The following is a 25,080-nucleotide window of genomic DNA, read 5'->3' on the forward strand; positions in this document are numbered from 1 at the left end:
CCTTGCGGCTCCATTGACCGCGCCAGTGTGAATCGGAATGCTATATTTCGAATTTAATCTCATAAAAAGGAAGAGTACTGCAAGAAAACATAAAGCCTCTTTGTCCAAAATGCCGATGTGTATAATAGTCGGCCTGACATCTTCTTGGTGGGGATATTCAATATATCGAAAAACAAATACCATATAAATATAACACACTATTGTTTAAAAGGCAAATATAATAATGAATTCCAAGATAAGGTTTATTTGATTCTAGAGAGAAACAAACCTCGATAGGGAGCGCTTAGATTTCGAAAGTAACTTAAATTGGGTTAATTGTGAATTATTCCGGAAAAGCTAGTAAACCAGAGGAGATGGGCGATCTCGGTGCAAATGGGCTAAAATGTAAGTTGGATATTTTTGCAAACGCTACAAACTACAACTGAAAATGCCAGAGACGAAGGGCTTGTGTCTGCTGGGGTTATTTTGCGTGCCTATTTTGTGAACAGCTCTCTAAAACTGACAATAAACTCCAACATTGATTGAAGGATTGAGGGTAGACCGTTATAATTAATAAGTCTGGATTTTAATTAAAAAATAAGGGAGATTTTTATGAAACGCGCAGATGTGTGGCTGATTTCCATCGTATTGATTGCTGCGCTCGCTTTTCTCGTACCGAGATGGTTTTCGGACAATGATGACAAAGGTGGGGCCGGTAAAAATCTCATAGCCAATGTAACGGTGGACGGTGAGTTATTTAAAACGGTAAAGCTTACAAAAGAAGAACAAACCATTGAGGTCCGCACGGAACGCGGCTATAACATTTTGAAGGTGCATGATTACGGGATTGAAATGTACGATGCCGATTGCGCTGATAAAGTTTGCCTAGGTTTTGGTTTTATTACCCTGCCCAAACAGACGATTGTCTGTCTACCGCATAGAGTATTAGTCGAAATCACCAGTGCGTCGGGGGAGGATGATATAGATGCCTATGTCCAGTAGTGAATCTGCAACAGCTTTAAAAAGAACAGTGATTATTGCGATTTTCGCCGCAGTGGCAGTAGTGTTAAGTTTAATAGAGGCACAGATTCCGTTATCCGGGATGGGACTGGTGCCGGGTGCTAAGCTCGGACTGGCCAACATTATGATTTTGACTTGTATTTACTTTTTACGTGGACGGGATGCTTTCCTGCTTGTCATCCTCAAAACACTGCTTACTGCATTTCTGCTAGGTACCTTCTCAAGCTTGCTGTTTAGTTTATTTGGTTCACTTTTTAGCTTTGTTGTTATGTTTGTGCTGATGCTGATTAGTGGCAAAGGTAAGAGTATAAGCTTGATCGGAATTAGTATAGCTGGTGGGATTGCACATAATATCGGTCAGCTGCTGGCAGCTTCTATGGTATTTGCATCACTTAGTATTTTTTATTATCTTCCCATGCTGCTGATCACTGGGGTAGTAACAGGAATTGCCGTGGGCTATGCAGTCCGTTATTTGGTGGCGTCATTGTCAAAAATATCGCTGTTTGAAGAATTTTTGGACTGATTAGTCACATCAGCGGAAGGATGACTAACATGAATGAATCATACGAAGGTCAAGACTTAGAGGGAGAAGGACAAGCAGTCATCTCTCTGGATGGGGTATCGTTTGGCTATGATCCCGAGCATCCGATTCTTCAAAATATAACGTTATCTATCTCACAAGGACAATGGGTCAGCTTGGTTGGTCCTAATGGCTGCGGGAAGTCTACGTTGGTCAAGCTGCTTAATGCTCTGCTGCCTAAGGGGGCTGGTGAGATTGAGGTTAGTGGCATGCTGCTTAGTGAGGAAACGATCGGAAGCATTCGGCAATGTATCGGAATGGTGTTCCAAAATCCAGATAATCAGTTTATTGGAGCCACTGTAGAGGAAGATATCCTATTCGGCCTGGAAGGGCTTTGTTTGCCGTACGAAGAGATGGCTGAACGTTTGCACTCCTATACGACAAGACTAGGAATAAATCATCTGTTGTCCAAGCATCCGGGTGAGCTGTCGGGAGGCCAAAAGCAGCGTGTTGCTATCGCTTCCATTCTTGCTATGGAACCAGGCATCGTCATTTTTGACGAGGCCTCTTCTATGTTGGATGAAGGAAGCAGAAATGACCTTCTCGGCATTCTGCAGGATATGCGGGCAGAAGGGAAGTACACGATCCTCATGATTACGCATGATGCAGATGAGATTTTGGCATCGGATCGGGTGCTTGCGCTGCATGGAGGTAGTTTGGCTGCAGATGTTACACCGGCGGAGTTGTTCCGGAACGAGGAGCTTCTGGAAAAATGCCATCTGCGTGAACCTTATCCTTGGCGCCTTGCACGCGAGCTGCAGAACCAGGGTATTCATGTGGATGTTCCGATCAGTGAAAAGGAGCTTATAGACACGTTATGGCCATAGAATTACAGCAAGTAAGTTACACCTACGCTGACCGAAGCCTCTGGAAGCTGACGGCGCTCCGGGACATTAACCTCAGTGTACCCATTGGCTCGATGGTTGGTATTGCGGGGGCGACGGGCTCAGGTAAATCGACGCTGCTGCAAATGTTTAACGGGATACTGAAACCAACCGAGGGTACGGTAAAAGTGCTTGATGTAACCATTCAGGCTGGTGAGAAGTCACCTAAGCTAATGCCACTGCGCCGCCGAGTCGGATTGGTATTTCAATTTCCGGAGCAGCAGATGTTCGAAGATACGGTCGAAAAGGATCTCATTTTCGGTCCCCTTAATTTCGGTATGAGTCTCGATGAGGCAAAGTCACGTGCACGTCAGGCCATGTCAGATATGGGGCTGGATCTCGCGTTGCTGGAGCGGAATCCTTTTCAATTGAGCGGTGGACAAATGCGTAAGGCGGCTATCGCTTCCGTGCTAGCTATGGACCCGGAGGTCATCGTTCTGGATGAGCCCACGGCAACGCTTGATCCCATTAGCCGTGCAGAGCTAATCAGCTTGCTGGAGCGATTATGCCGTGAGCAGGGCAGAACGATCATTATCGTTACGCATCGGATGGATGAGTTATTGCCCTATGCGGACAGCTGGGTTGTACTTAAAGAGGGCAGCACGGCGTTTCAGGGCAGTGTAAAGGCACTTGCAGATGATCCTTCGATTCTGGAACAGTGTGGTTTGACGGTTCCGCAGTCCCTTCGTTACTGGCGTGCAGTTGCTGATCATTTAGGTCTTGTGGATGAAGTCCCCCGCTTGACGGCTGAGAGTCTGGCAGAGCTTATAGCTTCGCTGCCAGCGGAATCAATAAGCACTGGTAAGCCCGATGGAAAGAGGGATGACCATGAATGAGAAACTGATCTTAGGTCGGAGTATTGAGACCGGCTCGTGGGTGCACAAGCTGGATGCTCGTGCCAAAATCACTGGCATGCTATTATACGTAGCTGTTATCCTGCTCTCACGTTCGTGGATGGCCATGGCTGTGTTGGCTATTTTTTCGATAGCCGTTATGGCTTCCACGCGGATTCCGCTTAAATACTTCCTGAAAGCAGCTAAGCCTTTACGTTATTTAATGTTATTTATCTTTATTGTGCAGGTGGTGTCTGTGAAGACAGGGGAGGTAGTGCTGACTCTTGGTTCCTGGTCTATCTATGAGGGAGGGCTAAGATTAGGGGCATTTTCGGTCATCCGCATGTTCTTTCTTATCACCTTTACAGCGCTTCTGACCTTCACAACAACGCCGGGGAAGCTGAATCAAGGGTTGGAGGGGATCTTGACACCCTTCAAAAAGCTTGGCTTATCCCCTGACCGTATCACGCTGATGATCAGCATTTCACTTCGTTTCATTCCTACGATTCTAGATGAATCGCAGATCATAATGAAAGCGCAGGCCTCAAGGGGAGCCGATCTAAAAGAGCTGCCTTTGAAGGAAAAGGGACGGATGTTAGTCTCCCTGCTGGTCCCGATTATCGCCAGTGCTTTTAGGCGTGCTCAGGATCTGGTGTATTCCATGGAAGCCCGCGGTTTTCGCATGGATGCTCCCCGCAGTCGGTATCACCGCCTAAGGTGGGGCAAATTCGATACTGTTTTTATTGGGATGTTTGTGGTCATGGGAATTGCAGTAGCTTTGTTATAATACTCATTCCCTATTAGTAGTATCAACTTGGGAGGGAACTTGAATGGCACGTTATTTTAACGGTAGAGAAGTTGAATTACTCGCACCCGCAGGAACGTTTGAGATTTTCAAGGAAGTGATCCAATCACGGTGTGATGCAGTTTATTTTGGTGGACCTGTATTGAATATGAGAATGATGCGTAAAGGTTATAATCTTACTCATGAAGAGATTGTAGAGGCACTTGATATCGCTCACCGTCTAGACAAAAAAGTGTATATCACTGTGAATAATCTTTTTAGTGAGGAAGATGTGGAAGAAGCTAGAGAATACCTGCGTTTTCTTGATAGTGCTCGGCCGGATGCCTTGATTGTTCAGGATATGGCAGTGTTGGAGCTTATTCGGGAGATGGAGCTTAACCTTCCTATTCACTCTTCAGTAATGATGAATGTTCACAACCTGGAGATGATCTATGCGCTGCGTGATCTGGGTGTAACTCGTGTAGTTACCTCGCGGGAAATGGACCTGCAGACAGCTAAGCTGCTTGGTCAGCGGAGTGGCATGGAGCTGGAATATTTTATTCATGGAGATATGTGCTCTGTGCATGGTGCAAATTGTTACTTTAGTTCCCATGTTTTTGGTATGAGCAGCAACCGGGGGAAATGTATGAAGCCTTGCCGCTGGGATTATCGGGTTAAAAAAGACGGATATGTATATCCTGCTGAATATCCACTGGCTGTCAAAGATATGTTTATGTATGAGCATCTTCCGGAATTGATTGAATCAGGCATTACTTCTTTTAAAATTGAGGGCCGTATGCGTGATAAGGAATTTATGGTGATGCTGGCGAATAGCTACGGCGAAGCCATTGACCGATATATCGATGATCCGATTGGTTTTGATCGTACGGTTGATACCAAAGAACTGTACAACAACCGCAAGCGCGACTTTTCGACAGCCTATGCTTTTGGTAAACCAGGGTTAGCTAATATCAACCGTCGTTATGAAGGTACGGGCAAATTCTATAGCACTGGAAAAGTATTTAGCACACCAACCGCAGAACGTGAGCTATCTGAAAAACGTGTAGAGGAATTGCGGGAACGTTTGGCGCAAGAAAAGAAGCCTAAGACAACAAAAGCGAAGCTGGCTGTACGTGTGAATAATATGGAACAGGCGCGCGTAGTATTGGAACTGGGTGTGGATAGTCTGTATTTGCCGGGCGATGTATTTGAACCGGACAGACCTTTTACAAAACGTGATATTAAGGAACTTGGTGAATTAAAAGGCGATAGCAAAATATATTTAGGGTTGCCACGCATGATGACCGAGCTGCATTTCGATCAATATGATCAATTGCTTGGTGGAGAACGCTTGCCGATCGACGGTATAATCGTTACTAATTTGGGAGCGATTCGCAGATACAGCTCTACAGGTTATCCGTTAATTGGAGATGGTAGTTTAAATGTCTACAATCATCTTTCCGCCCAATTATATGCAAAATTAGGTTTGACTCAGCTTTCGGTTTCACCGGAAATGACGCTGGAGCACTTTGCTACCTTTGCCTCACGTTGTGACACGCCTTTGGAAGTTGTTGTACATGGTACACCTGCACTAATGTATATGGAGCACGACCTTTATGAGAATACTGAAGTAATGGAACCTATCGCTGAAGAGGATAATCAATATGTGCACAATAATGTATTGGTTCTAAAAACAGACAAAGGTGAGAATCCGGTATATCGTGATCAGCACGGCCGTTGCCATCTTTTGTTCGCAAAAGAGCTCTGCTATTTACCGTTACTTGGTGAGATGATTGATCTAGGCATATCTAGCTTCCGTATTGAAGGAGCGACGTATAGTGCTCAGCAGTTGCGTGAAATTATAATTTCTTATCAACAAGCTATGAATCGTACTGAAGTGAAAGATGACATGCTAGGTGGTCTTGAACCCATTTATGCGGGTTATACTCTAGGTTCGCTGCAATTTAACTAATTCTATTTTTTGGGACAAAATATCGTCTGCTAGTAAGAAGAATGCACAGTACTCTATCAATAAGTTACTATTTTCACAAGAAGAGAGGGAATTAATCATGGAACAGCAAGAATTCATCGGAAGAGAAGCCGTAGTGGCGAAGCGTAAGCAATATTTCTATCCGTGTACACAGCATTTTTACCGCGATGCGCCTCAGCTTGTGCGAGGTTCGATGCAGTTTGTGTATGATGAAAATGGCAAACAATATACAGATTTCTTCGCAGGTGTATCTGTAGTCGCTTGTGGGCACTGCAATCCAGCCATAACTGGACGTACGATTGAGCAATTGCAGCAGCTGCAGCATACGTCTACGATCTATTTAACTCAGCCAAATGTGGATTTGGCTGAACGTCTGGAAGAGGTTATGCCAGGCGGTCTACGCCGAACCTTCTTCGTGAACAGCGGCTCAGAGGCTAATGAAGGTGCATTGCTGCTCGCCCGGATGTATACAGGACGTAAGGGGTTCATTGCATTGGAGAGTGGTCTACACGGCCGTACCAATCTAACTATGAGTGTGACAGGACTGCCGATGTGGCGTACCGATAAATACTTGGATCATGACGTTGAGTTTATTCCTCGCCCATATCATCCAGAACTATCTCTGGAGGAAGCCGCTGCACTCTCCCTGGAATCTCTGGAGCGAGTGCTTGAGGAGAAGGGGAATACTATCGCTGCGATGATCGTAGAGCCAATCCAAGGCAATGGGGGTATGATTATGCCAACGCCAACCTACTTCAGTGAGGTCAAAATGTTGCTGGAGAGATACGGCGTACTTCTGATCGCTGATGAAATTCAAACTGGATTTGGTCGTACAGGCAAAATATTCGCTATGGAGCATTTTGACGTAGTGCCCGATATTATAAGTATGGCTAAGGCACTGGGGAATGGAATTCCGGTTGCGGCTTTTGCGACAACGGATGAGATTGCACTTGCGCTGGACCGTCCGTCGGCTTCAACCTTTGGAGGCAATCCGGTATCTGCTGCAACAGCACTGGCTGTGCTTGATTATATTCGCTATGAACGGCTTCCTGAACGCTCAGTGCTGCTCGGAGAACAATTGAAAGCAGGGCTAAAGACCCTTCAAGAGCGTTATCCTTCGCTTATTGTGGATGTCCGGGGAATTGGGCTTATGTTGGGAGCGGAGCTTGCTGGTGAGAATGCTGAAGGCTCTGCGGCGCTTACAGATCAAGTGCTGGAAGCGATGAAAGACAGAGGATACCTGATCGGCAAAAATGGTATAGGACGCAACGTACTAGCCTTTCAACCGCCGATGATTATTACGGAAGAGGATATCGACGGGCTGCTTAACAACCTGAATGAAGTCCTTGCGGAGCTTAATGTCTAATACAATGAATTTCAAGTAGCGAAGAAAGAGGAAAACGAATGGCTATTCTAAACATTTTTAAAACTGCAGGCCTAAAGCTGAAAATGTTCAGTGAACTGGTGATGTTCTCTCATACACTTTTTTCGCTGCCGTTTGCCATTATCTCTATGGTGTGGGCCGCTGGGGGCTGGCCATCAGGGCATGTAATGATCTGGGGTCTGATTGCATTGATCGGTGCCCGTAATGGCGCTAATGCATTCAATCGGCTGGCAGACCGTACGTTTGATGAACAGAATCCTCGTACGGCACATCGGCATTTGCCACAACGGTTACTGGCAGAAAAAGAAGTGGTTGTCTTTGTTATTGTCAATTATGCCATCTTTATTGTGGCTTCAGGCATGCTGAACTTGCTCTGCCTGCTCTTATCGCCGGTAGCAATCGTATTGATATCGACTTATTCTTATACAAAACGTTTCACCTTTCTCAGCCATTTATATTTAGGCTTTGTCATTGCTTCCGCGCCGATTGGTGCATGGTTTGCCGTAACTGGAAATATCGCATTTACACCGTTTGTGATCGGAACGGTAGTTATGCTCTGGATTGCCGGATTTGATATTATCTACGGCACTCAGGACATTGAATTTGACCGGCGGCATGGGTTATGGTCTATTCCGAGCTTCTTTGGATTAGAGAATGCGCTGCGTATCGCCAAAGGTCTACATTTCATTATGATTATGCTGCTATTATTCCTATACGTATGGCAGGATCTCGGCTGGATGTATCTGGTTGGGATTGGCATCGCTACATTGCTCCTGATGACCGAGCATAAGATAATAAAACCTTCGAATCGTAAGCTGATGAAGGTGGCTTCTTATAATCTAAATCAGGTAATCAGCATAGTGATATTATTGTGTACGCTGATTGATTTTTTCTATGTTAGTTAGAGAGCTGGCTTTGGTGAGCCGGCTGGCTGAGCATTGGCGCATTGCCCGCAAACTAACAACAAAAGACAATAGCCTACCCAAAAGGGGTAGGCAAAGGAATCGGAAAGCTGGCTACGCTAGCTTTCCTTTTTTGTGTTGACTCGCTCCCCGCTCTGTAAGGGGGAAGCTAAATGCAAAGATTAGGGAAAACCTCCCTAATCTTATTACGTTTATTATTTTTAAACTCTGTTTTAGGGAATTTCTCCCTGAAATATAGCTGGTTACTCTTAAAAGCATGCTAAAGTGGACTTTATTAGAAAGGTTTTCCCTAATATCGTAGTTTTCGAGCGATTAGTAGCTAATTTTAGGGAGGTTTTCCCTGCTATGAACGAATTAGTCAATTCCCCTGTTTTCCCCTTTAACTAGAGGGTTTTCAATCCCTTGGGCACAGAGACAAAATGCGAGTCGTCGGCTGGCAATCTGCTATCCGTGGGTTGGTTACCACATATTATGCCTACGTCGAAGGAGCTTCCGTAAACTAATTTCGCACGTTAGATCAGGGATCCTGTGCACAGGGAATTCACGGATTCTCCTCGAACCTTTCTCTTTGTCTCCATGCCCCAAGGATTCAAATCTTTTGGGTATGTTTTTATTTTTTTTCGTTTCACCTACGCCATTTTTCGTTCTGCCTCTACCGCAATCGACCAGATAAATCCAATTAACTCACGACCCACTGCTGCCATGGTTAAATTTCGGTGTTTCCCGCGTCTGACTAATTTTAAATACTTGCTGTGTAACCGTTCTTGGGCTTTCCACGACGTTTCATGGACATGAATACTCTGGCCCTCAAGACGCACTGCTAAATCTCCCTTGACGGCAGGGCGGTGACGGTAACTCCATGCGGACTCCACCAGTGCGCGCCGCACTCCGGAATTTCCGACTTTTGTAAGACTCCCTCTTTTGGTACTTGCTCCCGAGGAATATTCCCGTGGCACGAGTCCCAGGTAACTCATGAGCTGAGCCGGTGAACGAAAACGTTCGAAATTTCCAATCTCGACAACTAAAGTCATAGCTGTCAGCAGGGCGATTCCCCTCAGGCCTTGCAACGCTTGAATGACAGGTGCGTAAGGGCAGATCTGTGCTTCTTCTCGCATTGCGGCTTCAAGTCGCTTGATTCGCTCCTCCACTTCCCGGAGCTGTTGCAGGGATTCGGTAAATACCCGTTCTTGAGCTACATTATTAAACTTCAGCATAGAGAGCCATTCCCGGTACCTTTTGGTCCAGCGTTTTTTCATACCCTCTGGCTTGTGAATTTGGTGGCGCAATAGAAAATGAATGAGCCGTTGCCGAGCCCGATGTAGGTCTTGCCTAGCATCTTCTCGTGCACGAATGAGATCTCGTAAAGCTTCGAGTTCTGGCGTTGGCACATAGATCGCAGTCAATTCTCCAGCCCGGTGTAACTGAGCCAGTTTTTCTGCATCCCGTCGGTCGGTTTTTATGGCATCTCCGGGACGCTGTGGCATACGCGAAGGTGCAATTACCACACAGGAAATTCCCATCTTCGTCAACCAGCGGTATAAGTCGTACCCCGTAGGCCCGGCTTCATAGCAGACCTCCAGTGTAATCCCTGAACCTTTGAGTTTCCGAATCATTCGAGCCACTGCATCTGGGGTATGGGGGATGGCTCCATAATATCGTGCGGGTTCCCGACCCTCATCTGCAATCGCCACCGCAATTTTTTCTTTAGACACATCCAAACCGACGTATTTTATGGTATTCTTCATAGTAACAGCTCCTTTCGCATGTAGCTCTGTAATGGTTGTCCTTTTAACTTCCATTTTAACCTACGGTGTGCGAAACAGGGGCTGCCTTTCGTTCATCATAACTAATTACGTCCGATGGAGTAGAATGACTAAACGAGCTCATGTGCGCTACGCTGCGTTTGCGTGTTTAGCTTGTCTTGTTGAAGCGGAAAAATATCGGTTTGAATTTGCGACAAGATCAATGAAATGATGTGTTTAAATCAAAAAAACGGATACCCCCAAGTGAATGGGAGGTATCCGTTTTTATTTGTATTAGAACGTACGCTTTAGCGATCACGGTCCGCAAAATATTGCAGCAACGTTTCCAGATCAGCATGCGCCGGGTAGGAGGAGAGCTGCTGCACAATAGCTGCAGCTTTATCCAGATAGTTCTGGCTGACCCGTTCAGCGCGAGCGAGGGCATCGCTATTGTTAATTAGGGTGAGCACATGTGCTACTTCAGCGTCGGAAGAATCCGGGCCGATTGCACGGATCACAGGCGAGAGCTTAGGGTCCTGCAAGGCGTACAGCACTGGCAGGGTGACCTGACCATGTCGCAGGTCGCTACCGGCAGGTTTGCCTAGGACATCGGCGGACTGTGTGAAATCTAGCAAGTCATCTTGTATCTGAAAGGACATCCCTAAGGCTTCTCCAAAATTATAAAGGAGATTGGCAACTTCTTCGGTGCTTTCAGTGGACAAAGCACCAACCCGTAAGCAGGTTGCCATAAGAAGAGCGGTTTTGTTTAAGGATTTCTCCAAATACTGATCCATTGTAATTTCATAATCAAAAGCATGTTCCATTTGCTGATATTCACCCAGGCACAGCTGAGCGGTGGCTACAGAGGATAAGTCATGAACGTATCTGTTTTTATCTCCTGTATATTTGCTCAGCAGCTCGATGACCCGAGCGGACATGTAATTACCAACATGTACTGCTGACAATGTACCCGTCTTAATATGTAAGGCGGGTACGCCCCGCCGTAACTCTGAACGGTCAATGATATCATCATGAATTAATGAGGCGGCATGAATAAATTCAGCAGCAGCAGCTAATTGAAGCGCTCTGCGGCCGGTATCCTTACGGCCAAACCGACTGCCAACAATGACCATGAGGGGACGAAGGCGTTTACCACCGGAATTTATAAGCTCTAGAACACTTTGCGCGAGCTGAGATTTCTTAGGTACATCTTTATCACGCGCCACAAGGTTTACGATTTCGCGGTTGATTTCATTTATGTCTATATTTAAGGCCTCATGCAGCTTCATTTATGGATCCCACCTGTCAAATGGCTTTGCTTGTGCGATTACGCTGTCTGCACTCTTGGATCAAGAACTCTTCGATTCCAGTAGCTGGATCATGTTCCGCGAAGTCTCCATTTGACCGTCTAATCTGCATTTTTTTGATCGAAGGAGCTAGATAAGCAACTAAGTCGAGCTCACGGCATTTCACCGCAAACTGCAGGTAAAAGCTATACAAATAATCTCCATCCAAAATGTTGCGTGTAAGGTCGGGATGATGTGGGATACATTCCATATGGCGCTCTGCTGCCAAAGTGAGAATAGTGTAAATACCCAGCAAATTGACTTTGCGGCTGTATTCCAGATCATGGCGTTCCAGTACCGAGATTAACTGTTCACATGCAGCCGGAGAGGGCTGAAGCTCAATTCCGGCAATAGGTGACATTTCAGTATGCAACAACCGGAGGGTATCTTCTATGAGTTGTTTGTTCACAAGATTCTCTCCTTCTTGTCGGTTTTGCCGGAAGAAACCATACCCGATCATCCCTACAAAACCATTCATTCAAGAAAAAACCACCATTTCCTAGGATTAGGAAGGTTATTTTCTTCTTGTAAATAAGGAGAGTAATGTGTCCTAGGGACACATTACTCTGAAGTATATCCATATTTAACCCTAATAAAATACAATTTGCACATATGTTCTATATGATAAATTACACTAATTCAGGGTTTTATTATCAGTCGGTGTATAGATACCATCGTCTGACGAGCGGAATTCTCTTCCACTGTTTCTTAAGCCAAGGAAGTACATAATAGTCTAGACCAAGTGTGCTTCCTGATCCGCCGATGCAGGCAATACCAGCAGCAACGTACCATAACATTTCTGTCGATGCCATTTTGGTTGACCAAATCATGACCGACATGGCGACAGTCGCTATAGAAGCGAGTGCAGTGAAGAGACCAACGATGAGCATAATACCGAAGACGATTTCTGCACATACCATACCGATTTGGAACCATTTCGCGAGGAAAGTGTAACTTCCGTCGTTGTTGTAGAACATCAAATCCATGAACCAGTTTGTAATGTTGTATACGAAGTTAGGTACAGGCAACGCTTCAACAGCTTCTTTTGCAGTGGATACTGCTGAAGCTGCAGATTGTGCATCTACGGTGTCTTTAACTGCATCTACTGCAACACTGGCTGCTGATGAAGCATCCGTTGCAAAAGGAGCAGCTGGAATCAAGAAAATCTTATCTGGATCTTTCCAAATCTTTTGGATCTTCTCAATACCTTCGTATAACCACATACCACCAAGTAGAACACGAAGTGGTACGAGCCAGAAATTAGGTGAACGTTTGGAGAAGTGACCACCCAAGAAGCTCTTGCGGTTCTCAACATGGAAGAACTCATGCATCATATATGTCCATACTTTATTGAATCCGACAACCTGAGACAGGTAGAACATATTAATAAAGTGTTTGGATAGCATTGCCATGAATCCAGTAAGCATAAAGAACTTACCTGGCAGACCAACATTTGCTACACCGTAGCGGCTACCAATGGAGACCATTGTACCGTGGAAACCTGGTTTGTAAGCTTTTTTAGCAGTGTTCTGAATGTCAGCGGCAATGTTGCCAGCAACAATCGGAGCTGCTTGTTCAGCGTTCTCAACCATTTGTGGTACAGGACGAGTTTCACCTTCAGGAATGTAGAAAATGTTGTCCCCTACTACGTAAACGTTCTTATGATCTACACTTTCCAGGTTCTCATTCGTAACAATCCGTTTGCGGCCTTGTTGTTGTACTTCAAGTCCACCAACGATTTCGGAGCCTTCAACACCAGCAGTCCAAACAATTGTTTGGGAATCGACAACGTTTTTCTCACCAAGTGCAACACTACCATTGCCTACTTCGGTGATTTTAGCGCCAGTCACGATTTCTACGTTCAGCTTACGAAGGCGAGCTTCAGCTTTTTGAATCAGCTTATCTGGAAGGATAGGCAGAATCTTCGGAGCCATATCAGCCACAATCAGTCTTACTTCGGATGGGTCGATAAAGAACTCCTTGCATAATTCCTCGCGTTGTTCAGCCATTTCACCAACTAGCTCGACACCAGTAAAGCCGGCACCGATAATAACGAAGGTTAGCATAGCACGACGTACAGCTGGATTTTTCTCCATAGCCGCTTTGGTATACATATCGCGGATTTGACGTTTCAATGCTACCGCATCATCGTAAGACCAGAAGGAGAAGGTGTTTTCTTCTGCGCCTGGAATGCCGAAGAAGGTTGGTTTGCTACCTGTGCCGATTACAAGGTAATCGTAAGCGTAGGTAGCTTTATCGGATTTAAGTTTTCTGCTTTTGAAATCGATATTGCTGATCTCATCAAGAACAACATCTACTTTAAGGCCCGCAAAAATCTTCTTAAGATCGATCTTGATTGAATCCTCTGGAGCACGGTTCGCGGCAACCTCATGCAGCTCAGTCAATAGAGTGTGATATGGATTCCGGTCGATCAGTGTAATTTCAACATCTTTGTTTTTCTTAAATTTCTTTGCCAGTTTTTTAGCCGTGAGTACGCCGCCGTAGCCGCCGCCCAAAATGACTATCTTCTTCAAGAGAAATTCACCTCATTCGTCTGATTAGCTGCAGAAGGTCCTGCGAAATTATTTCGCGCCTTCGAGTGCTTTTTCTGCAAGTGTAAAATATTCACCAACATGAATACTCACGCCGGAAATTGCATCAGTTTTGCCTTCAGCATCAAGCGTTGGAGCAACACCTTTGTTTTCAAGGAAGTATTTTTCAGCCAAAGCGATTTCTTCATGCCATTCAGCAGAAGCGCCGCCAGCTTTCATACCATATTTACCATCAACGGAGAATTGCTTCTTGTCATCGCCAGCAGCATTCAAACCACTGAATTTAACAGCTACAACATTACCGTTAGCAACAGTCAGGTCAACAGTGGATTTCCAACCGGATTCAGCGTCCATTTCGCCTTCAGCATGGTAGCCTCCGTCTTTATATTGACCAGCTTCTACTGGACCAGCAGCAAGAGCAGCTTGAGCAGCTTTTACAAAGTCAGATACGTGTACGGATACACCAGAGATGGCATCAGTTTTCCCTTCAGCATCAAAAGTTATAGCTGCTGGATCTTGTTTTTCGATCAGGAATTCTTCAGCTTTAGCTGCTTGCTCGTGCCATTCAGAAGAAGCACCGCCAGCTTTCATGCCATATTTACCATCTTCGGAAACTTTTTTCTTCAGGTCGCCTGCAGTGTTAACGTTAAAGGCATCCCAGTCAGCTTTAGTGATCTTTCCACCTTCTACAGTTAAGAGTGCGAAATATTGCCAGCCAGTTTTAGCATCAACGTCAGCAGTACCGTAGTAAACTCCGTCTTTGTACTGTCCAGCTTCAGTTCCAGCGTTACCGGAATTTGTTGCAGGAGCAGTTGTTTCAGCTGGTGCGTTAGTAGGGGCTGCGGCGTTGTCTGTGTTGTTACCACAACCTGCGAGCAATCCAAGGATAAGTGCGCTCGACAAGATAACAGAAGCTTTTTTCATTTCAAATGACCTCCAAAAATATAGTTTAAAATATATATATTAAAATGTAAAACATTTTAATAGTCGAGCGAAGTGATAAAAATCACTTTATAAATGATATTTGTCACTTTAATCTCATGCGTTATTACCCATTTGTAACAGTATCTTGACTTATATCGGCATACATTAGGAAAAAATTTAATGATGTTGTTTTATCTCCGATGGCATTCTAGCACATGGACTAGGAAAACCATTGTGAAATAAATCACTTAAAAAATTAAATATTTAATTTATATCTGGATTATATCAAATTTTAAAAGATTTGAATACATATATTTAAAAATATATGTGACAGAATACGACTTAATTTGCGAATGTCTTGAAATGTGGAAAGATTCATAGCGAATGGGGAAGGGTAAGTAAAGGTAACACGGGATAACAATCCTACCCTAATTAATTCAGCTAAGGAGATGAGCTTATAATGGACAACAATGTATTTAAAGGAAAATGGAAACAGCTCAAAGGCGAGGCCAAGAAGCAATGGGGCAAGCTTACAGATGATGATCTTGACGTAATTGACGGTGAAAAGGATAAATTAGTAGGTAAACTACAAGAACGTTATGGACATACGAAAGAAGACGCGGAGAAAGAGTACCAAACCTGGGGACGTTCCTACCGCGATTAATTCATTACTAATGACGTTAATATAAAATTCCAGAAGAAGAGCGCAAATCGCATCTGATTTGCGCTCTTCTTCTGCGTCCATGGGCGTTAGTTATCGAATGGGGCTTTAGTATGGTAGTATTATGAGATGAAAGTTGTATTTTATTTTGCCGAGGTGGGAGTGAATCTATGGGTTATCTTAAAATATTTTTTGGAAACACCGCAATGCTAATAGCTGTAGCCTATTTGGCTAATCTTATATATAAAAACACCATTTCAAATGCAAGTGTAGGAATAAAAAAGGTAAGCTGGGTATTACTGGCCATTTTTGCCGGGTGGATTAGTACTCTTTTTGGATATAGGCTGGGTGAGCATGTGATTTTTGATTTACGTTTTGTGCCACTTATTATATCAACGCTGGCTTATCCGCATCCTTTCATTCTTGTTTTGATCGGTATAGGAACAGGTCTTACACGGTTAACTTTTGGAGTAAATGAGGCGGCGATGGCCGGAACCATTAATCTGTCCATTCTAGGATTTGTTTGTGCTGCGCTTAGCTACTGGGTCAGACGATCTAACTTATGTATGGTGAACAAAGGTTTGATCGTGATTCTAGTCATAAATGTAATGAACGCAATCAACATTATGGTGTTTGGTGTGATCCCCGCCCCAGAGTACATAAAAGAGATTATGCCGATTACTTTCCCTGCCGGATTGATTCTAAGTGTTCTATTCTCCTTAATTATCCGTGACTTTCAATTGGGTCTCTTGCGGAATGGACAGATTGAGCGTGCTAATGAACAGCTGTCTGCCCAGACGGAGGAGCTGCATAAGAATAAGATCGAGCTTGAAGAGCGTGCCGATCAGTTAATGATGGCTTCGCAATTTAAATCGGAATTTCTGGCAAATATGTCTCATGAGCTTAGAACGCCACTGAATAGCATTATTAATTTATCGCAATTAATTGAAGACAATGATAATTCTCTTACGGAAGCAGAAATGAGGGAGTATGCAGCTATTATCCGCCGTTCTGGTGAAGAATTATTGATGATTATTGGCGATATATTAGATCTGTCCAAAGTGGAAGCAGGTCGATTAGATATTATTAATGAAGATTTAAGTGTTAGTGAGATTCCAGAGATTCTGGCTATGCAGTTCGCTGTGACAGCGAAACAAAAAGAACTGGAATTTAATATTGATATGGAAAAAAATGTTCCACAAATGATTCATTCCGACCCGCAGCGGATTCAGCAAATCCTGCGCAATTTGCTTTCTAATGCTTTTAAATTTACAAAGTCTGGCCATGTCGCACTCCGTATTCGTCAAGAGGAACGTGGGGAAAGAGCTATTGTGAAGCATTGGATTGTATTTGAGGTAGAAGATAGCGGTATTGGTATTGCACCAGAGAAGCATGCCATGATCTTTGAAGCCTTCCAACAGGCGGATCGAACAATTAGTCGAAAATATGGCGGAACAGGATTAGGGCTTTCTATTAGTAATGATTTGGCCAGACTGCTCGGAGGTTTCATTACTTTAGAAAGTGAGGAAGGTAAAGGGAGCCGTTTTTCGCTTTATTTACCCCTCGAAATCATAGAAGAGTAAGCTCCAATATTATTTGTTAATTTGGCGTATTGACAGTAGATTGATGCGGAGTAGAATGAAGCAAATGCCGCATCAAAGGAGTGTTACCCCTCTCTATGAACAACATGGAAACTAAGCACACAGTTACTAGTTCAAAGCGTGTCCGTAAAACCTCAGTACATCGCAGAAATTTGCGCATTGCTACCTGGGAAGGTGTGCCATCGACCATTTTCCAGGTACTGCTGCAAGGGCAGTTTCTAACAGGATTCCTACTATATTTAGGAGCCACTTCAAGTCAAATTGGATTTGTGCTAGCGCTTACCACCTTGGTTAATGTGATGCAGATCGGGGTAGCTTTTTTGATTCAGAAGCTGCCAAGCCGCAAATGGGCTATGGTTACTTTTATCGGCCTGCATAGGATACTTTGGAGTTCTACGGGGCTAATTCCGTTTATTTTTCCTAAAGAGTATTGGGTCATGGCTTTTATAGCCTTATATACTACTGCATTTATTGCCAATACGGCGGGTGGTGTGCTGTGGAGCTCTGTGATCAGCGATCTTGTTCCAGCACGTGTGCGCGGACGTTATTTTGGGATTCGTAATACGTTCCTGAATGCACTCGGTAGTCTGGTAATGTATGGTGGGGGTATCGTTTTGGATCGTTATCCCGGGAGCCATGGCTTTCTGATTCTTTATATTGTTGTGTGGATCTTCGCGATCTCTAACGTCGTTGTATTCTTTTTTTATCCCGACGTGCCTTTCGAGAAATCGGAAGAACATAAATTTTTGCCGATGTTTAAGAAACCGCTTAAAGATACTTTATTTATGAAGTCTACTTTGTTTCTGGCCGCCTGGTTGCTGCTGCAGAATCTAACTGTTCCGCTATACTCGTATGTCATGTTGCAGTTACTTCATATAAATTATGAAACGTTATCACTGCTTAATGTGTCCCAGACTCTTTTTATGATGGCCAGTTTCTACGTTTGGGGCAATCTAAATGCAAAATATAGCAATAAACGTCTGTTGTTCTTTACGTTGCCGATTATTGCCTTGTCCTCTTTAATGTGGGGACTCTTGTCTGTGCTGCCGATGCTGTTGGTGTTGTTTGCCGCTCATATTGTTTTTGGTGTAGGTGTAGGCGGTTTCAACCAGCTGGCCTTTAATTTTATTATTGGGGACACGCCGAAAAAAGAACGGCCTATGTATATGGCGACCTATGCGGCGCTTACGGGTTTATCATCCTTTTTTGGCCCGCTTATCGGGGGACAGTTGTATGAAAAAATTGCCCACTGGCCGCAATGGACCCAAGTATACGGTATGCAGTTGGTAGTGGGAACGCTTATGATTGCTCTTGCCTTCCTGCTGGGCCGTCGTATTCTAAAGGACGAATAGAAGTAAAGGGGACTATTCCATGTTAAGGATTGCGTTGGTATTAGGGGCTACTGGGTTAGTAGGGAAAGCGGTTACGGAGGAATTGCTGAATCGTGAAGGTTGGGGTGAGGTGAGAGTGCTTGTACGGACTCCATTAGCTTTAGAACATCCCAAGCTTAAGCAAATCGTTGTGGATTGGGAGAACCTGGCGGAGTATAGCGATTCGTTCGAAGGCGTTCATTCCATCTTCTGTTGCCTCGGGACTACGATCAAGAAGGCAGGTTCACAAGAGAAGTTCGAACGTGTTGATCTGGATTATCCGCTTGCAGCTGCTACTATTGCGAGAGATCACGGTGTTAAACAGTTTTTGGTTGTTTCATCCATGGGGGCAGATGCCAAATCGCGCAATTTCTACAGTCGGACTAAGGGTAGAGCAGAGGAAGCGTTAAGCAAAATCGGTTTTCAAGGGCTGCATTTGTTTCGGCCATCCTTGCTGCTGGGTCATCGTGAGGAATTCAGACTGGGAGAACGCGTCGCGGCTAGATTGATGAAAGCGCTGGAGTTTGTAATGGTTGGCAAAGCAGCTAAATATCGTGCCATTCCTGGTGTAACTGTGGCGAGAGCTATGGTTAACATTGCCTCTGCTGACACGCATGGTTTGCATATCTACACGAATGAAGTAATACATGTGATTGGAAAACGATAAGTTTTTCGGGCTGCTAATAAATTTGCATTACGGTGAGAACAGGACTTACAATGGACAATAAATGATCAGCGTTTAATGGAGAGGGGTAACAAGATGAGTAAAAAACAAGTAGCTACTACAAAAGCACCTGGAGCCATTGGTCCTTATAGTCAAGCCATTACCACCGGTAGTTGGGTATACACTTCAGGACAGCTGGGCCTTAATCCAGAGACAGGGAATTTGGCTGAAGGCGTTCAGGAACAAGCTCGTCAAGCACTTAGCAATGTACAAGCTATTCTTGAGGAGGCTGGTGCATCACTGGATCATGTAGTGAAGACCACTGTATTCCTAAAGGATATGAATGATTTTGCAGCAGTTAATGAGGTTTACAGCACCTTCTTTAAAGAACCTTATCCTGCCCGCAGTGCCATTGAGGTTGCCCGTCTGCCAAAAGATGGCCTTGTTGAGATCGAAGCGGTAGCGCGTAAAAAATAAATATGATTTCGCACTTCTAAATTAATCTACAAAAAAGGCAGGCTCAGAAGGATCACCTTCTGAGCCTGCCTTTTTATAATATCAAAAGGACAATCAGTATCTGCTGTATCTTCTGCGGGGTGTGAGCAATAGCCAAATGCTGTAGAGCAGCAGAAGACCTGCCGTTATTGTGCCCGTCACAAAGACTGCATTAGCCTCTCTATGTTCCAGGGCAATCGCGATGAAAGCCCATACGAAGACCAGAGGATAGATGCTGTCTCGGTTAGGATAGCTGACTAACACCGCAAGCAGTGTCCCCACGCAGAGCATGATCACAGCCCAGGTTATCCCGCTAAGTCCAAATCCATCCCAATGATTTTTCTCCAGAACAACGCTAACATTCACGATAGTAGCCACAGAGATCCAGCCAAGGTATATACTAAAGGGTAGCTTGATCAACCATTTCTCACCTGAAGTAGGATTTGCGATCTGGCGCGATTTGCGATAGATAACAATGATTGAAATTAACATTAACACCATGGCAATCAATGAAAGCTCGATGTATAGATACTGCCAGAGGAAAAGCCAGCTCATATTAAAAACACAGCTCAGGATAAACCAGAACGAAATAACTCGTACAGAATCCCTAGAGCTTGTATAGGAGCGGAATTGATAAATAACGAAACCGGCTAACAATAAATAAATCAGCGACCAAATGGAGAAGGCATAGCCAGCAGGAGTCATGTAAGTCTTATATTTGTCAGAGATCTCTCCTGTACTGTTTCCGCCCAAAGGCAAGGTTACCGCCAGCACATTTACGATAATTACACCCACAAAGAATACGAGGTTCCACCATTTATAAGGATTATAACGTCTCAAATTATTCACTCCCTAGCTTTTTTAATAGGGTGTTGCTTATTTAGAATATACCCCTTTTTGGCACAATTAAGACTATAAAAAGAAAAGAAGTGACTAGTGAGTCATAACATTCTTGGATAGCAGGGCAGTAGTGCGGGGTATTTTAAATGAATCAAATTACTGGGTGTTTCTATATCCTTCAACTTTATTTCATAAAAATCTACAGAAAATATGCAGAAATGTTTTTAAATCAGCGCTTTTTCGTATAAGATGAAGAGATGAAGATTCAAGAAAATATAAGTTTTGTCCTAGTTCTTTATCCTTATATTTACCGCAGGAGCGCATCCCCTCTCTAAAAGAGGAAGAGGCGGCTTCTACTTGTATAGCTTCAAAATTTATTTCTCGCGGAAAAGGTTGCAGTTACCCTTCCTGATGGTGGGGGGCTGGTTCTTTTTTTGCTTGCTTAAAAGACAGGAGATCACCGATGACTAAGCATCTGTATGCAATATGGTTAGGGGACGTTTTATTTTGCTTCTCTGGCGAAACTTCGGAGCCGAAGGTTGACGCTTGGACTCGCGTAGTGAAGCGGATGGAGCTACAGGGAGGAGTGCGTCCTTTTGCAACTGCTGCTCTGCGTCTGGCAGAAGTGAAATATCCGGCTCCCCCTGTAGAGGGGAAGCCAGCCCGGCGCGGATTGCCCGGACGAACGTTCGAAGGGCTCGCCTTGGTTCCTAGCGATGCATTTCAACTGCTTCTGGCATGGGATGAGACGTTATGCCGAGATCAGGGAGTGGAGCCAGGCGGCGAACTGCGTTACTGGGCAGCAGCGGCACGTTTTGCGCTGGAGCTGATGGGTACAGGCGGGATTACGCCGGGAGCCTTGCCACCACGCCCCGTGGGCTCACGTCGCCGCGGCGGAGAACAGGCGGCGACAGTCTGCTGGTCGCCAGCTTTCCGAAAGCAGGAGGACAAAGAGATCTTTTTGCAGCTGGCAGCATCCATGCCTGTTCTTGCACTAGGAACGCATATCGCAGAGGCAGGGGATCTATCCTCTCGCGATGAGGCTGGAGCTTATGTGCTTTACTCCTTTATGCAGGCTGTAATGACTGCTGAGATAAAAAAGGTAATTGCGGGCATTGAAAGTGAGTTAACCCCTTATAAAGCAAATTATCGCCGGGGTTATTCTCCTTTAACTGAACTGTGGTGGAATAGCCTTCTCACTGGAAGCCGAGATATACCCGTGCAAGGAACTCCAGCAGAGGTGACGGACCTTTTGGTCACTGTGAACGAGACCGCTGGCAGCGATGTGCCACATTCAGAGCCAGAGGAAGCGCGGAGCGGGCAGCTGGGTCTTGGGCTACGGCTGGAGCCGCCAGAAGACAATAATGAAGTCTGGCGGTTAACCTTCTGGGCGGAGAATAAGGAAGAAGGGGAATTCTGGTTTCCCGCCAAATCGATCTGGAGCAGTAAGGAACGAGAGTTTACGTTATGGGGGAAACGCTATCGCAATATCCAGCAGCAGCTGCTTATAGCGCTGGGCCGGGCTGCGAAGATATCGCCGGATATCCAGCGCGCTCTTGCTAAGCCTGCGCCTACGGGGGCAGATTTGGAACCAGAACGTCTTTATTTCTTTTTGAAGGAGACGGTGCAGCAGCTGCGCGATCGGGGAATAACGGTGCAGATGCCTTCGCGCTGGAGCCGTGAAGGACGCCGCCGCATTGGCATGAAGATGAAAATGCAGCCAGGCGTGAACGGGGGCGATAGTCCTGCGCCCGCGGCTCTGGGTATGGAAGAGCTGATCTCGTTCCGTATTGAGGCCTCGCTTGGAGAAAGTGCGATTAGTGAGGAAGAACTAAACGCATTAGTAGAGGCTGGCGTACCTTTTGTACGTTTCCGCGGGGAATGGATCGAGATAGATCCTAAAGAAATCCGCCAGGTTCTTAGATATATGAAACGCCATGAAAACGGAGAAATGACTGCCGCGGATTGGATGCGCCTAGAAGCCGAGGATGGTGAAGATCGGCTCTGGAAAGGAATGTCCGTCACTGGGATGGAGACATCCGGGCTGTTGGCATCGCTTATGCGCGGAGATGTATTACGTAATCTTCCGGTGCGTCCCGTACCTGAAGGTCTGCATGGAACTTTAAGACCTTATCAAGAGCGGGGTTATCAGTGGCTGGCCGAGCTCAGTGGTCTGGGTTTTGGGGTATGTCTCGCCGATGATATGGGTCTAGGTAAAACGGTGCAGGTTATCACCTGCCTGCTGGACCGGGCGTTAAGTGCTCCCCCTGAAGAGAAGCAGGAGCCTGTGCTGATTCTCTGCCCAACTTCGCTTCTTGGCAACTGGCAGCGGGAGCTGCAGCGCTTTGCTCCTTCGCTTAATGTACACATACATCATGGTGGACGCCGTGTTCGGGGAGATAGCTTCTTAGAACTGGCAACCAGTCATGATATCGTACTGACGACCTATCACTTGGCAGGGCGTGACAGCGAGGATTTAGCTAATGTTCAGTGGTCAACAGTGGTGCTGGATGAAGCTCAATATATTAAAAATCACCGTACGAAGCAGGCGCAGAGTGTGATGAAGTTATCAGCGCCGCATCGCATAGCTATGACGGGTACTCCGGTAGAGAACAGACTTGGCGAGTTATGGTCTATTTTCCACTTTTTAAACCCGGGCTATTTAGGAACCTATCATTCCTTCCGGCAGCGTTATGTGTCTGGGGAGGGTGGGGAGCGTCTGCGGGAGCTGCATCGCTTGGTATCACCCTTCCTGTTGCGGCGTCTGAAGAGTGATCCGGATATTTCTAAAGATTTACCGGAGAAGCTGGAGTTGAAGTCTTATTGCCCGCTGACCGAGACCCAAGCTGCCCTGTATCAGGGTGTTGTGGATGAAATGCTCGGCGTGATCGGGGAGAGCAGTGGTATGGCTCGCCGTGGACTGGTGTTATCCTCTCTGACGAAGCTGAAGCAGATTTGCGATCATCCTCAGCTATTCCGGAAAGAAGAAGGTCGGAGTCCGCGTAATGAACATTCCGGTAAAATGGAGGTTATGTTCGAGGTATTGGATAGTATTGCTGAAGTTGGCGAATCTGTGTTGATCTTTACGCAATACGTAGCGATGGGCGAGCTGCTGGTGAGCAAGCTTACTAAGCGTTATGGTACATCGCCATTGTTCCTTCACGGAGGGATTCCAAAACGAGAGCGTGACGAGATGGTGCATGATTTTCAAGAGGGCAAGGGTCCATCCTTCTTCGTGTTATCTCTTAAAGCGGGTGGAGTAGGTTTGAACTTAACCCGGGCCAATCATGTTATTCATTACGATCGCTGGTGGAATCCGGCAGTGGAGAATCAGGCGACAGACCGGGCTTTCCGAATTGGACAGGATAAGAATGTTCAAGTTCATAAGCTGATTTGCCAAGGAACACTGGAGGAACGTATTGACGAATTAATTGAGCGGAAGAAAAGCCTTTCGGAGCAGGTTGTTGGTTCTGGTGAAACATGGTTGACCGAGATGTCTAATCATGAACTGAAGGAGCTTATTGAACTGCAGGATCAGGATTGGATGTAAGGAAAGACATGAGCAATACGGAGGGATCAAACAATGAGTGAACTGTTAGAGATGCGGCTGGAAGTTGTGCCTGGATTAGTAAAAGCAGCATGGACGACTTCGCCCGGGAGAGTGACGGGAGGGTCGCGGGCAAAGGGTGAATGGAATGTCGGTACTTCTGCTGTTCCTCAGGGACAAAGACCGGAGCGACCTCTCTCTCTGAAGGTTCCAGTCTGGCATGCTGCCCGTAGAAAAGAAATATTGCGGCGTCTGGCGCTAAGTCCGGATGAGGTATTTGCATTGTTGCAGGGGAGATTAACGGGTGGGCTGGCGGAACTGGATCTTCTGCCTACAGATACAGAGCTGGAGCAGGCCCTCTTTGAGGGTGAAGGGTTAGAGGATCAGGCGGAGACTCTGCAGCTTATAAAAGAACGACTAGCTGAAGAACCGCTGCTGGCGCTTTCTCTGAGAGGATTTACTAAGGGAGAACTCCTGGATGGAATATTTGCCCTTTGGGCTGAAAGTGATATAGCCGCCGATGATTCTGAGACAGAGGCAGCCCCCGTTAGTGAGCTTGCAACGGAATTAGCACGGCTAGAGCGCAAGGGCCCCGCAATTTCCTCTGGAGAATGGCTTGCAGAAGCGGCTGCTGAAGGTTCGCTTCACCAGCCGGGACCGCAGTTCCATGAGATTACGGCTAGGCCATTTCCTTCATCGCCGGTAGTAGCAGCGGTAACGGAAGACTGGGGAGCTTTGCTGCCTCAGACACCTAAGGCGCTAGAAGGCCTAACTTTGATTATGAATCGAGTAGCAGAAGCTGCTGCCCGTCGAGCAAGTAAGGCGTAATTAAACAGCAGTGGAGTGTAGAGAAGCCGCATCCTATCTGAGGAGGCGGCTTCTTTGTGTAAAGCTTCTGTAACCTTTTACTATTAAACTCTGTCTATGATTATAGAATAGAAGGAAATGGAAAAAGGAGGAT

Annotated in this window: 21 protein-coding genes; 15 read left to right on the plus strand and 6 right to left on the minus strand. The window is 45.6% G+C overall.

Annotated features, from left to right (window positions below):
• Nucleotides 1-591: 591 nt before the first annotated feature.
• The 8 genes from MHH86_RS02375 (at nt 592) to MHH86_RS02410 (ending at nt 8,359) form a co-directional block, all read left to right on the plus strand.
• The gene (locus MHH86_RS02375) at nt 592-981 is read left to right on the plus strand and encodes a NusG domain II-containing protein (RefSeq protein WP_036681022.1); all 390 of its coding nucleotides are present in this window, start codon (nt 592-594) and stop codon (nt 979-981) included.
• Nucleotides 965-1,522 (plus strand): Gx transporter family protein, encoded by a 558-nt coding sequence (locus MHH86_RS02380; protein WP_036681020.1) that lies wholly within the window; start codon nt 965-967, stop codon nt 1,520-1,522. The genes MHH86_RS02375 and MHH86_RS02380 overlap by 17 nt, the downstream gene beginning before the upstream one ends.
• Nucleotides 1,523-1,551: 29 nt before the next feature.
• On the plus strand, nt 1,552-2,406 hold the full coding sequence (locus tag MHH86_RS02385) for an ATP-binding cassette domain-containing protein (RefSeq protein WP_051491165.1): 855 nt from the start codon (nt 1,552-1,554) through the stop codon (nt 2,404-2,406).
• Nucleotides 2,397-3,299, plus strand: coding sequence for an ATP-binding cassette domain-containing protein (locus MHH86_RS02390; RefSeq protein WP_076215095.1), 903 nt, complete (start codon nt 2,397-2,399; stop codon nt 3,297-3,299). The genes MHH86_RS02385 and MHH86_RS02390 overlap by 10 nt, the downstream gene beginning before the upstream one ends.
• Nucleotides 3,292-4,083, plus strand: a complete 792-nt coding sequence (locus MHH86_RS02395) for an energy-coupling factor transporter transmembrane component T (protein ID WP_036681014.1) — start codon at nt 3,292-3,294, stop codon at nt 4,081-4,083. The genes MHH86_RS02390 and MHH86_RS02395 overlap by 8 nt, the downstream gene beginning before the upstream one ends.
• A 43-nt stretch (nt 4,084-4,126) precedes the next feature.
• Nucleotides 4,127-6,052 (plus strand): U32 family peptidase, encoded by a 1,926-nt coding sequence (locus MHH86_RS02400; protein ID WP_038568508.1) that lies wholly within the window; start codon nt 4,127-4,129, stop codon nt 6,050-6,052.
• Between the two features lie 97 nt (nt 6,053-6,149).
• A complete protein-coding gene (locus MHH86_RS02405) occupies nt 6,150-7,436 on the plus strand; it encodes an aspartate aminotransferase family protein (RefSeq protein WP_076101346.1) in 1,287 nt (428 codons plus the stop codon).
• 38 nt (nt 7,437-7,474) lie between these two features.
• A complete protein-coding gene (locus MHH86_RS02410; protein ID WP_036681005.1) occupies nt 7,475-8,359 on the plus strand; it encodes a UbiA-like polyprenyltransferase in 885 nt (294 codons plus the stop codon).
• Between the two features lie 647 nt (nt 8,360-9,006).
• Here the strand turns inward: MHH86_RS02410 and MHH86_RS02415 are convergent.
• From MHH86_RS02415 to MHH86_RS02435, 5 genes are all read right to left on the minus strand, one after another.
• Entirely contained in the window at nt 9,007-10,122 is a 1,116-nt protein-coding gene (locus MHH86_RS02415; protein ID WP_036683961.1) for an IS110 family transposase, read from the minus strand.
• Between the two features lie 305 nt (nt 10,123-10,427).
• On the minus strand, nt 10,428-11,408 hold the full coding sequence (locus tag MHH86_RS02420) for a polyprenyl synthetase family protein (protein ID WP_036682537.1): 981 nt from the start codon (nt 11,406-11,408) through the stop codon (nt 10,428-10,430).
• A gap of 16 nt (nt 11,409-11,424) precedes the next feature.
• Entirely contained in the window at nt 11,425-11,943 is a 519-nt protein-coding gene (locus MHH86_RS02425) for a hypothetical protein (RefSeq protein ID WP_339211244.1), read from the minus strand.
• A 175-nt stretch (nt 11,944-12,118) separates the two neighbouring features.
• A complete protein-coding gene (locus MHH86_RS02430; RefSeq protein WP_036682533.1) occupies nt 12,119-13,999 on the minus strand; it encodes an FAD-dependent oxidoreductase in 1,881 nt (626 codons plus the stop codon).
• Between the two features lie 48 nt (nt 14,000-14,047).
• Nucleotides 14,048-14,941 (minus strand): hypothetical protein, encoded by an 894-nt coding sequence (locus tag MHH86_RS02435; RefSeq protein WP_036682532.1) that lies wholly within the window; start codon nt 14,939-14,941, stop codon nt 14,048-14,050.
• Between the two features lie 460 nt (nt 14,942-15,401).
• Between MHH86_RS02435 and MHH86_RS02440 the strand changes: the two genes are divergently transcribed.
• From MHH86_RS02440 to MHH86_RS02460, 5 genes are all read left to right on the plus strand, one after another.
• Nucleotides 15,402-15,605, plus strand: a complete 204-nt coding sequence (locus tag MHH86_RS02440) for a CsbD family protein (protein ID WP_036682530.1) — start codon at nt 15,402-15,404, stop codon at nt 15,603-15,605.
• Between the two features lie 167 nt (nt 15,606-15,772).
• Nucleotides 15,773-17,185, plus strand: coding sequence for an ATP-binding protein (locus tag MHH86_RS02445; RefSeq protein WP_038568513.1), 1,413 nt, complete (start codon nt 15,773-15,775; stop codon nt 17,183-17,185).
• Between the two features lie 104 nt (nt 17,186-17,289).
• Nucleotides 17,290-18,555 (plus strand): MFS transporter, encoded by a 1,266-nt coding sequence (locus tag MHH86_RS02450; protein WP_036682545.1) that lies wholly within the window; start codon nt 17,290-17,292, stop codon nt 18,553-18,555.
• A gap of 19 nt (nt 18,556-18,574) precedes the next feature.
• Complete coding sequence (locus MHH86_RS02455; RefSeq protein WP_038568515.1) at nt 18,575-19,240, plus strand: oxidoreductase; 666 nt, start codon at nt 18,575-18,577, stop codon at nt 19,238-19,240.
• Nucleotides 19,241-19,333: 93 nt separating this feature from the next.
• Entirely contained in the window at nt 19,334-19,714 is a 381-nt protein-coding gene (locus tag MHH86_RS02460) for a RidA family protein (protein WP_036682524.1), read from the plus strand.
• A gap of 93 nt (nt 19,715-19,807) precedes the next feature.
• Here the strand turns inward: MHH86_RS02460 and MHH86_RS02465 are convergent, their stop codons facing one another.
• Nucleotides 19,808-20,572, minus strand: coding sequence for a TspO/MBR family protein (locus tag MHH86_RS02465; RefSeq protein ID WP_076146867.1), 765 nt, complete (start codon nt 20,570-20,572; stop codon nt 19,808-19,810).
• Between the two features lie 463 nt (nt 20,573-21,035).
• On the opposite strand from MHH86_RS02465, the gene MHH86_RS02470 reads away from it, so the two are divergent.
• Nucleotides 21,036-24,122 (plus strand): DEAD/DEAH box helicase, encoded by a 3,087-nt coding sequence (locus MHH86_RS02470; RefSeq protein ID WP_036682521.1) that lies wholly within the window; start codon nt 21,036-21,038, stop codon nt 24,120-24,122.
• A 33-nt stretch (nt 24,123-24,155) separates the two neighbouring features.
• A complete protein-coding gene (locus tag MHH86_RS02475) occupies nt 24,156-24,947 on the plus strand; it encodes a hypothetical protein (protein ID WP_076101349.1) in 792 nt (263 codons plus the stop codon).
• The last annotated feature ends 133 nt before the right edge of the window (nt 24,948-25,080 follow it).

The sequence above is a fragment of the Paenibacillus sp. FSL F4-0097 genome (assembly GCF_038593125.1).
Classification (GTDB): domain Bacteria; phylum Bacillota; class Bacilli; order Paenibacillales; family Paenibacillaceae; genus Paenibacillus_AQ; species Paenibacillus_AQ odorifer.

Coding starts and splice junctions, on each gene's coding strand:
- MHH86_RS02375 (WP_036681022.1), top strand. CDS start 592: ATGAAACGCGCAGATGTGTGGCTGATTTCCATCGTATTGATTGCTGCG.
- MHH86_RS02380 (WP_036681020.1), top strand. CDS start 965: ATGCCTATGTCCAGTAGTGAATCTGCAACAGCTTTAAAAAGAACAGTG.
- MHH86_RS02385 (WP_051491165.1), top strand. CDS start 1,552: ATGAATGAATCATACGAAGGTCAAGACTTAGAGGGAGAAGGACAAGCA.
- MHH86_RS02390 (WP_076215095.1), top strand. CDS start 2,397: ATGGCCATAGAATTACAGCAAGTAAGTTACACCTACGCTGACCGAAGC.
- MHH86_RS02395 (WP_036681014.1), top strand. CDS start 3,292: ATGAATGAGAAACTGATCTTAGGTCGGAGTATTGAGACCGGCTCGTGG.
- MHH86_RS02400 (WP_038568508.1), top strand. CDS start 4,127: ATGGCACGTTATTTTAACGGTAGAGAAGTTGAATTACTCGCACCCGCA.
- MHH86_RS02405 (WP_076101346.1), top strand. CDS start 6,150: ATGGAACAGCAAGAATTCATCGGAAGAGAAGCCGTAGTGGCGAAGCGT.
- MHH86_RS02410 (WP_036681005.1), top strand. CDS start 7,475: ATGGCTATTCTAAACATTTTTAAAACTGCAGGCCTAAAGCTGAAAATG.
- MHH86_RS02415 (WP_036683961.1), bottom strand. CDS start 10,122: ATGAAGAATACCATAAAATACGTCGGTTTGGATGTGTCTAAAGAAAAA.
- MHH86_RS02420 (WP_036682537.1), bottom strand. CDS start 11,408: ATGAAGCTGCATGAGGCCTTAAATATAGACATAAATGAAATCAACCGC.
- MHH86_RS02425 (WP_339211244.1), bottom strand. CDS start 11,943: ATGAATGGTTTTGTAGGGATGATCGGGTATGGTTTCTTCCGGCAAAAC.
- MHH86_RS02435 (WP_036682532.1), bottom strand. CDS start 14,941: ATGAAAAAAGCTTCTGTTATCTTGTCGAGCGCACTTATCCTTGGATTG.
- MHH86_RS02440 (WP_036682530.1), top strand. CDS start 15,402: ATGGACAACAATGTATTTAAAGGAAAATGGAAACAGCTCAAAGGCGAG.
- MHH86_RS02445 (WP_038568513.1), top strand. CDS start 15,773: ATGGGTTATCTTAAAATATTTTTTGGAAACACCGCAATGCTAATAGCT.
- MHH86_RS02450 (WP_036682545.1), top strand. CDS start 17,290: ATGGAAACTAAGCACACAGTTACTAGTTCAAAGCGTGTCCGTAAAACC.
- MHH86_RS02455 (WP_038568515.1), top strand. CDS start 18,575: ATGTTAAGGATTGCGTTGGTATTAGGGGCTACTGGGTTAGTAGGGAAA.
- MHH86_RS02460 (WP_036682524.1), top strand. CDS start 19,334: ATGAGTAAAAAACAAGTAGCTACTACAAAAGCACCTGGAGCCATTGGT.
- MHH86_RS02470 (WP_036682521.1), top strand. CDS start 21,036: ATGACTAAGCATCTGTATGCAATATGGTTAGGGGACGTTTTATTTTGC.
- MHH86_RS02475 (WP_076101349.1), top strand. CDS start 24,156: ATGAGTGAACTGTTAGAGATGCGGCTGGAAGTTGTGCCTGGATTAGTA.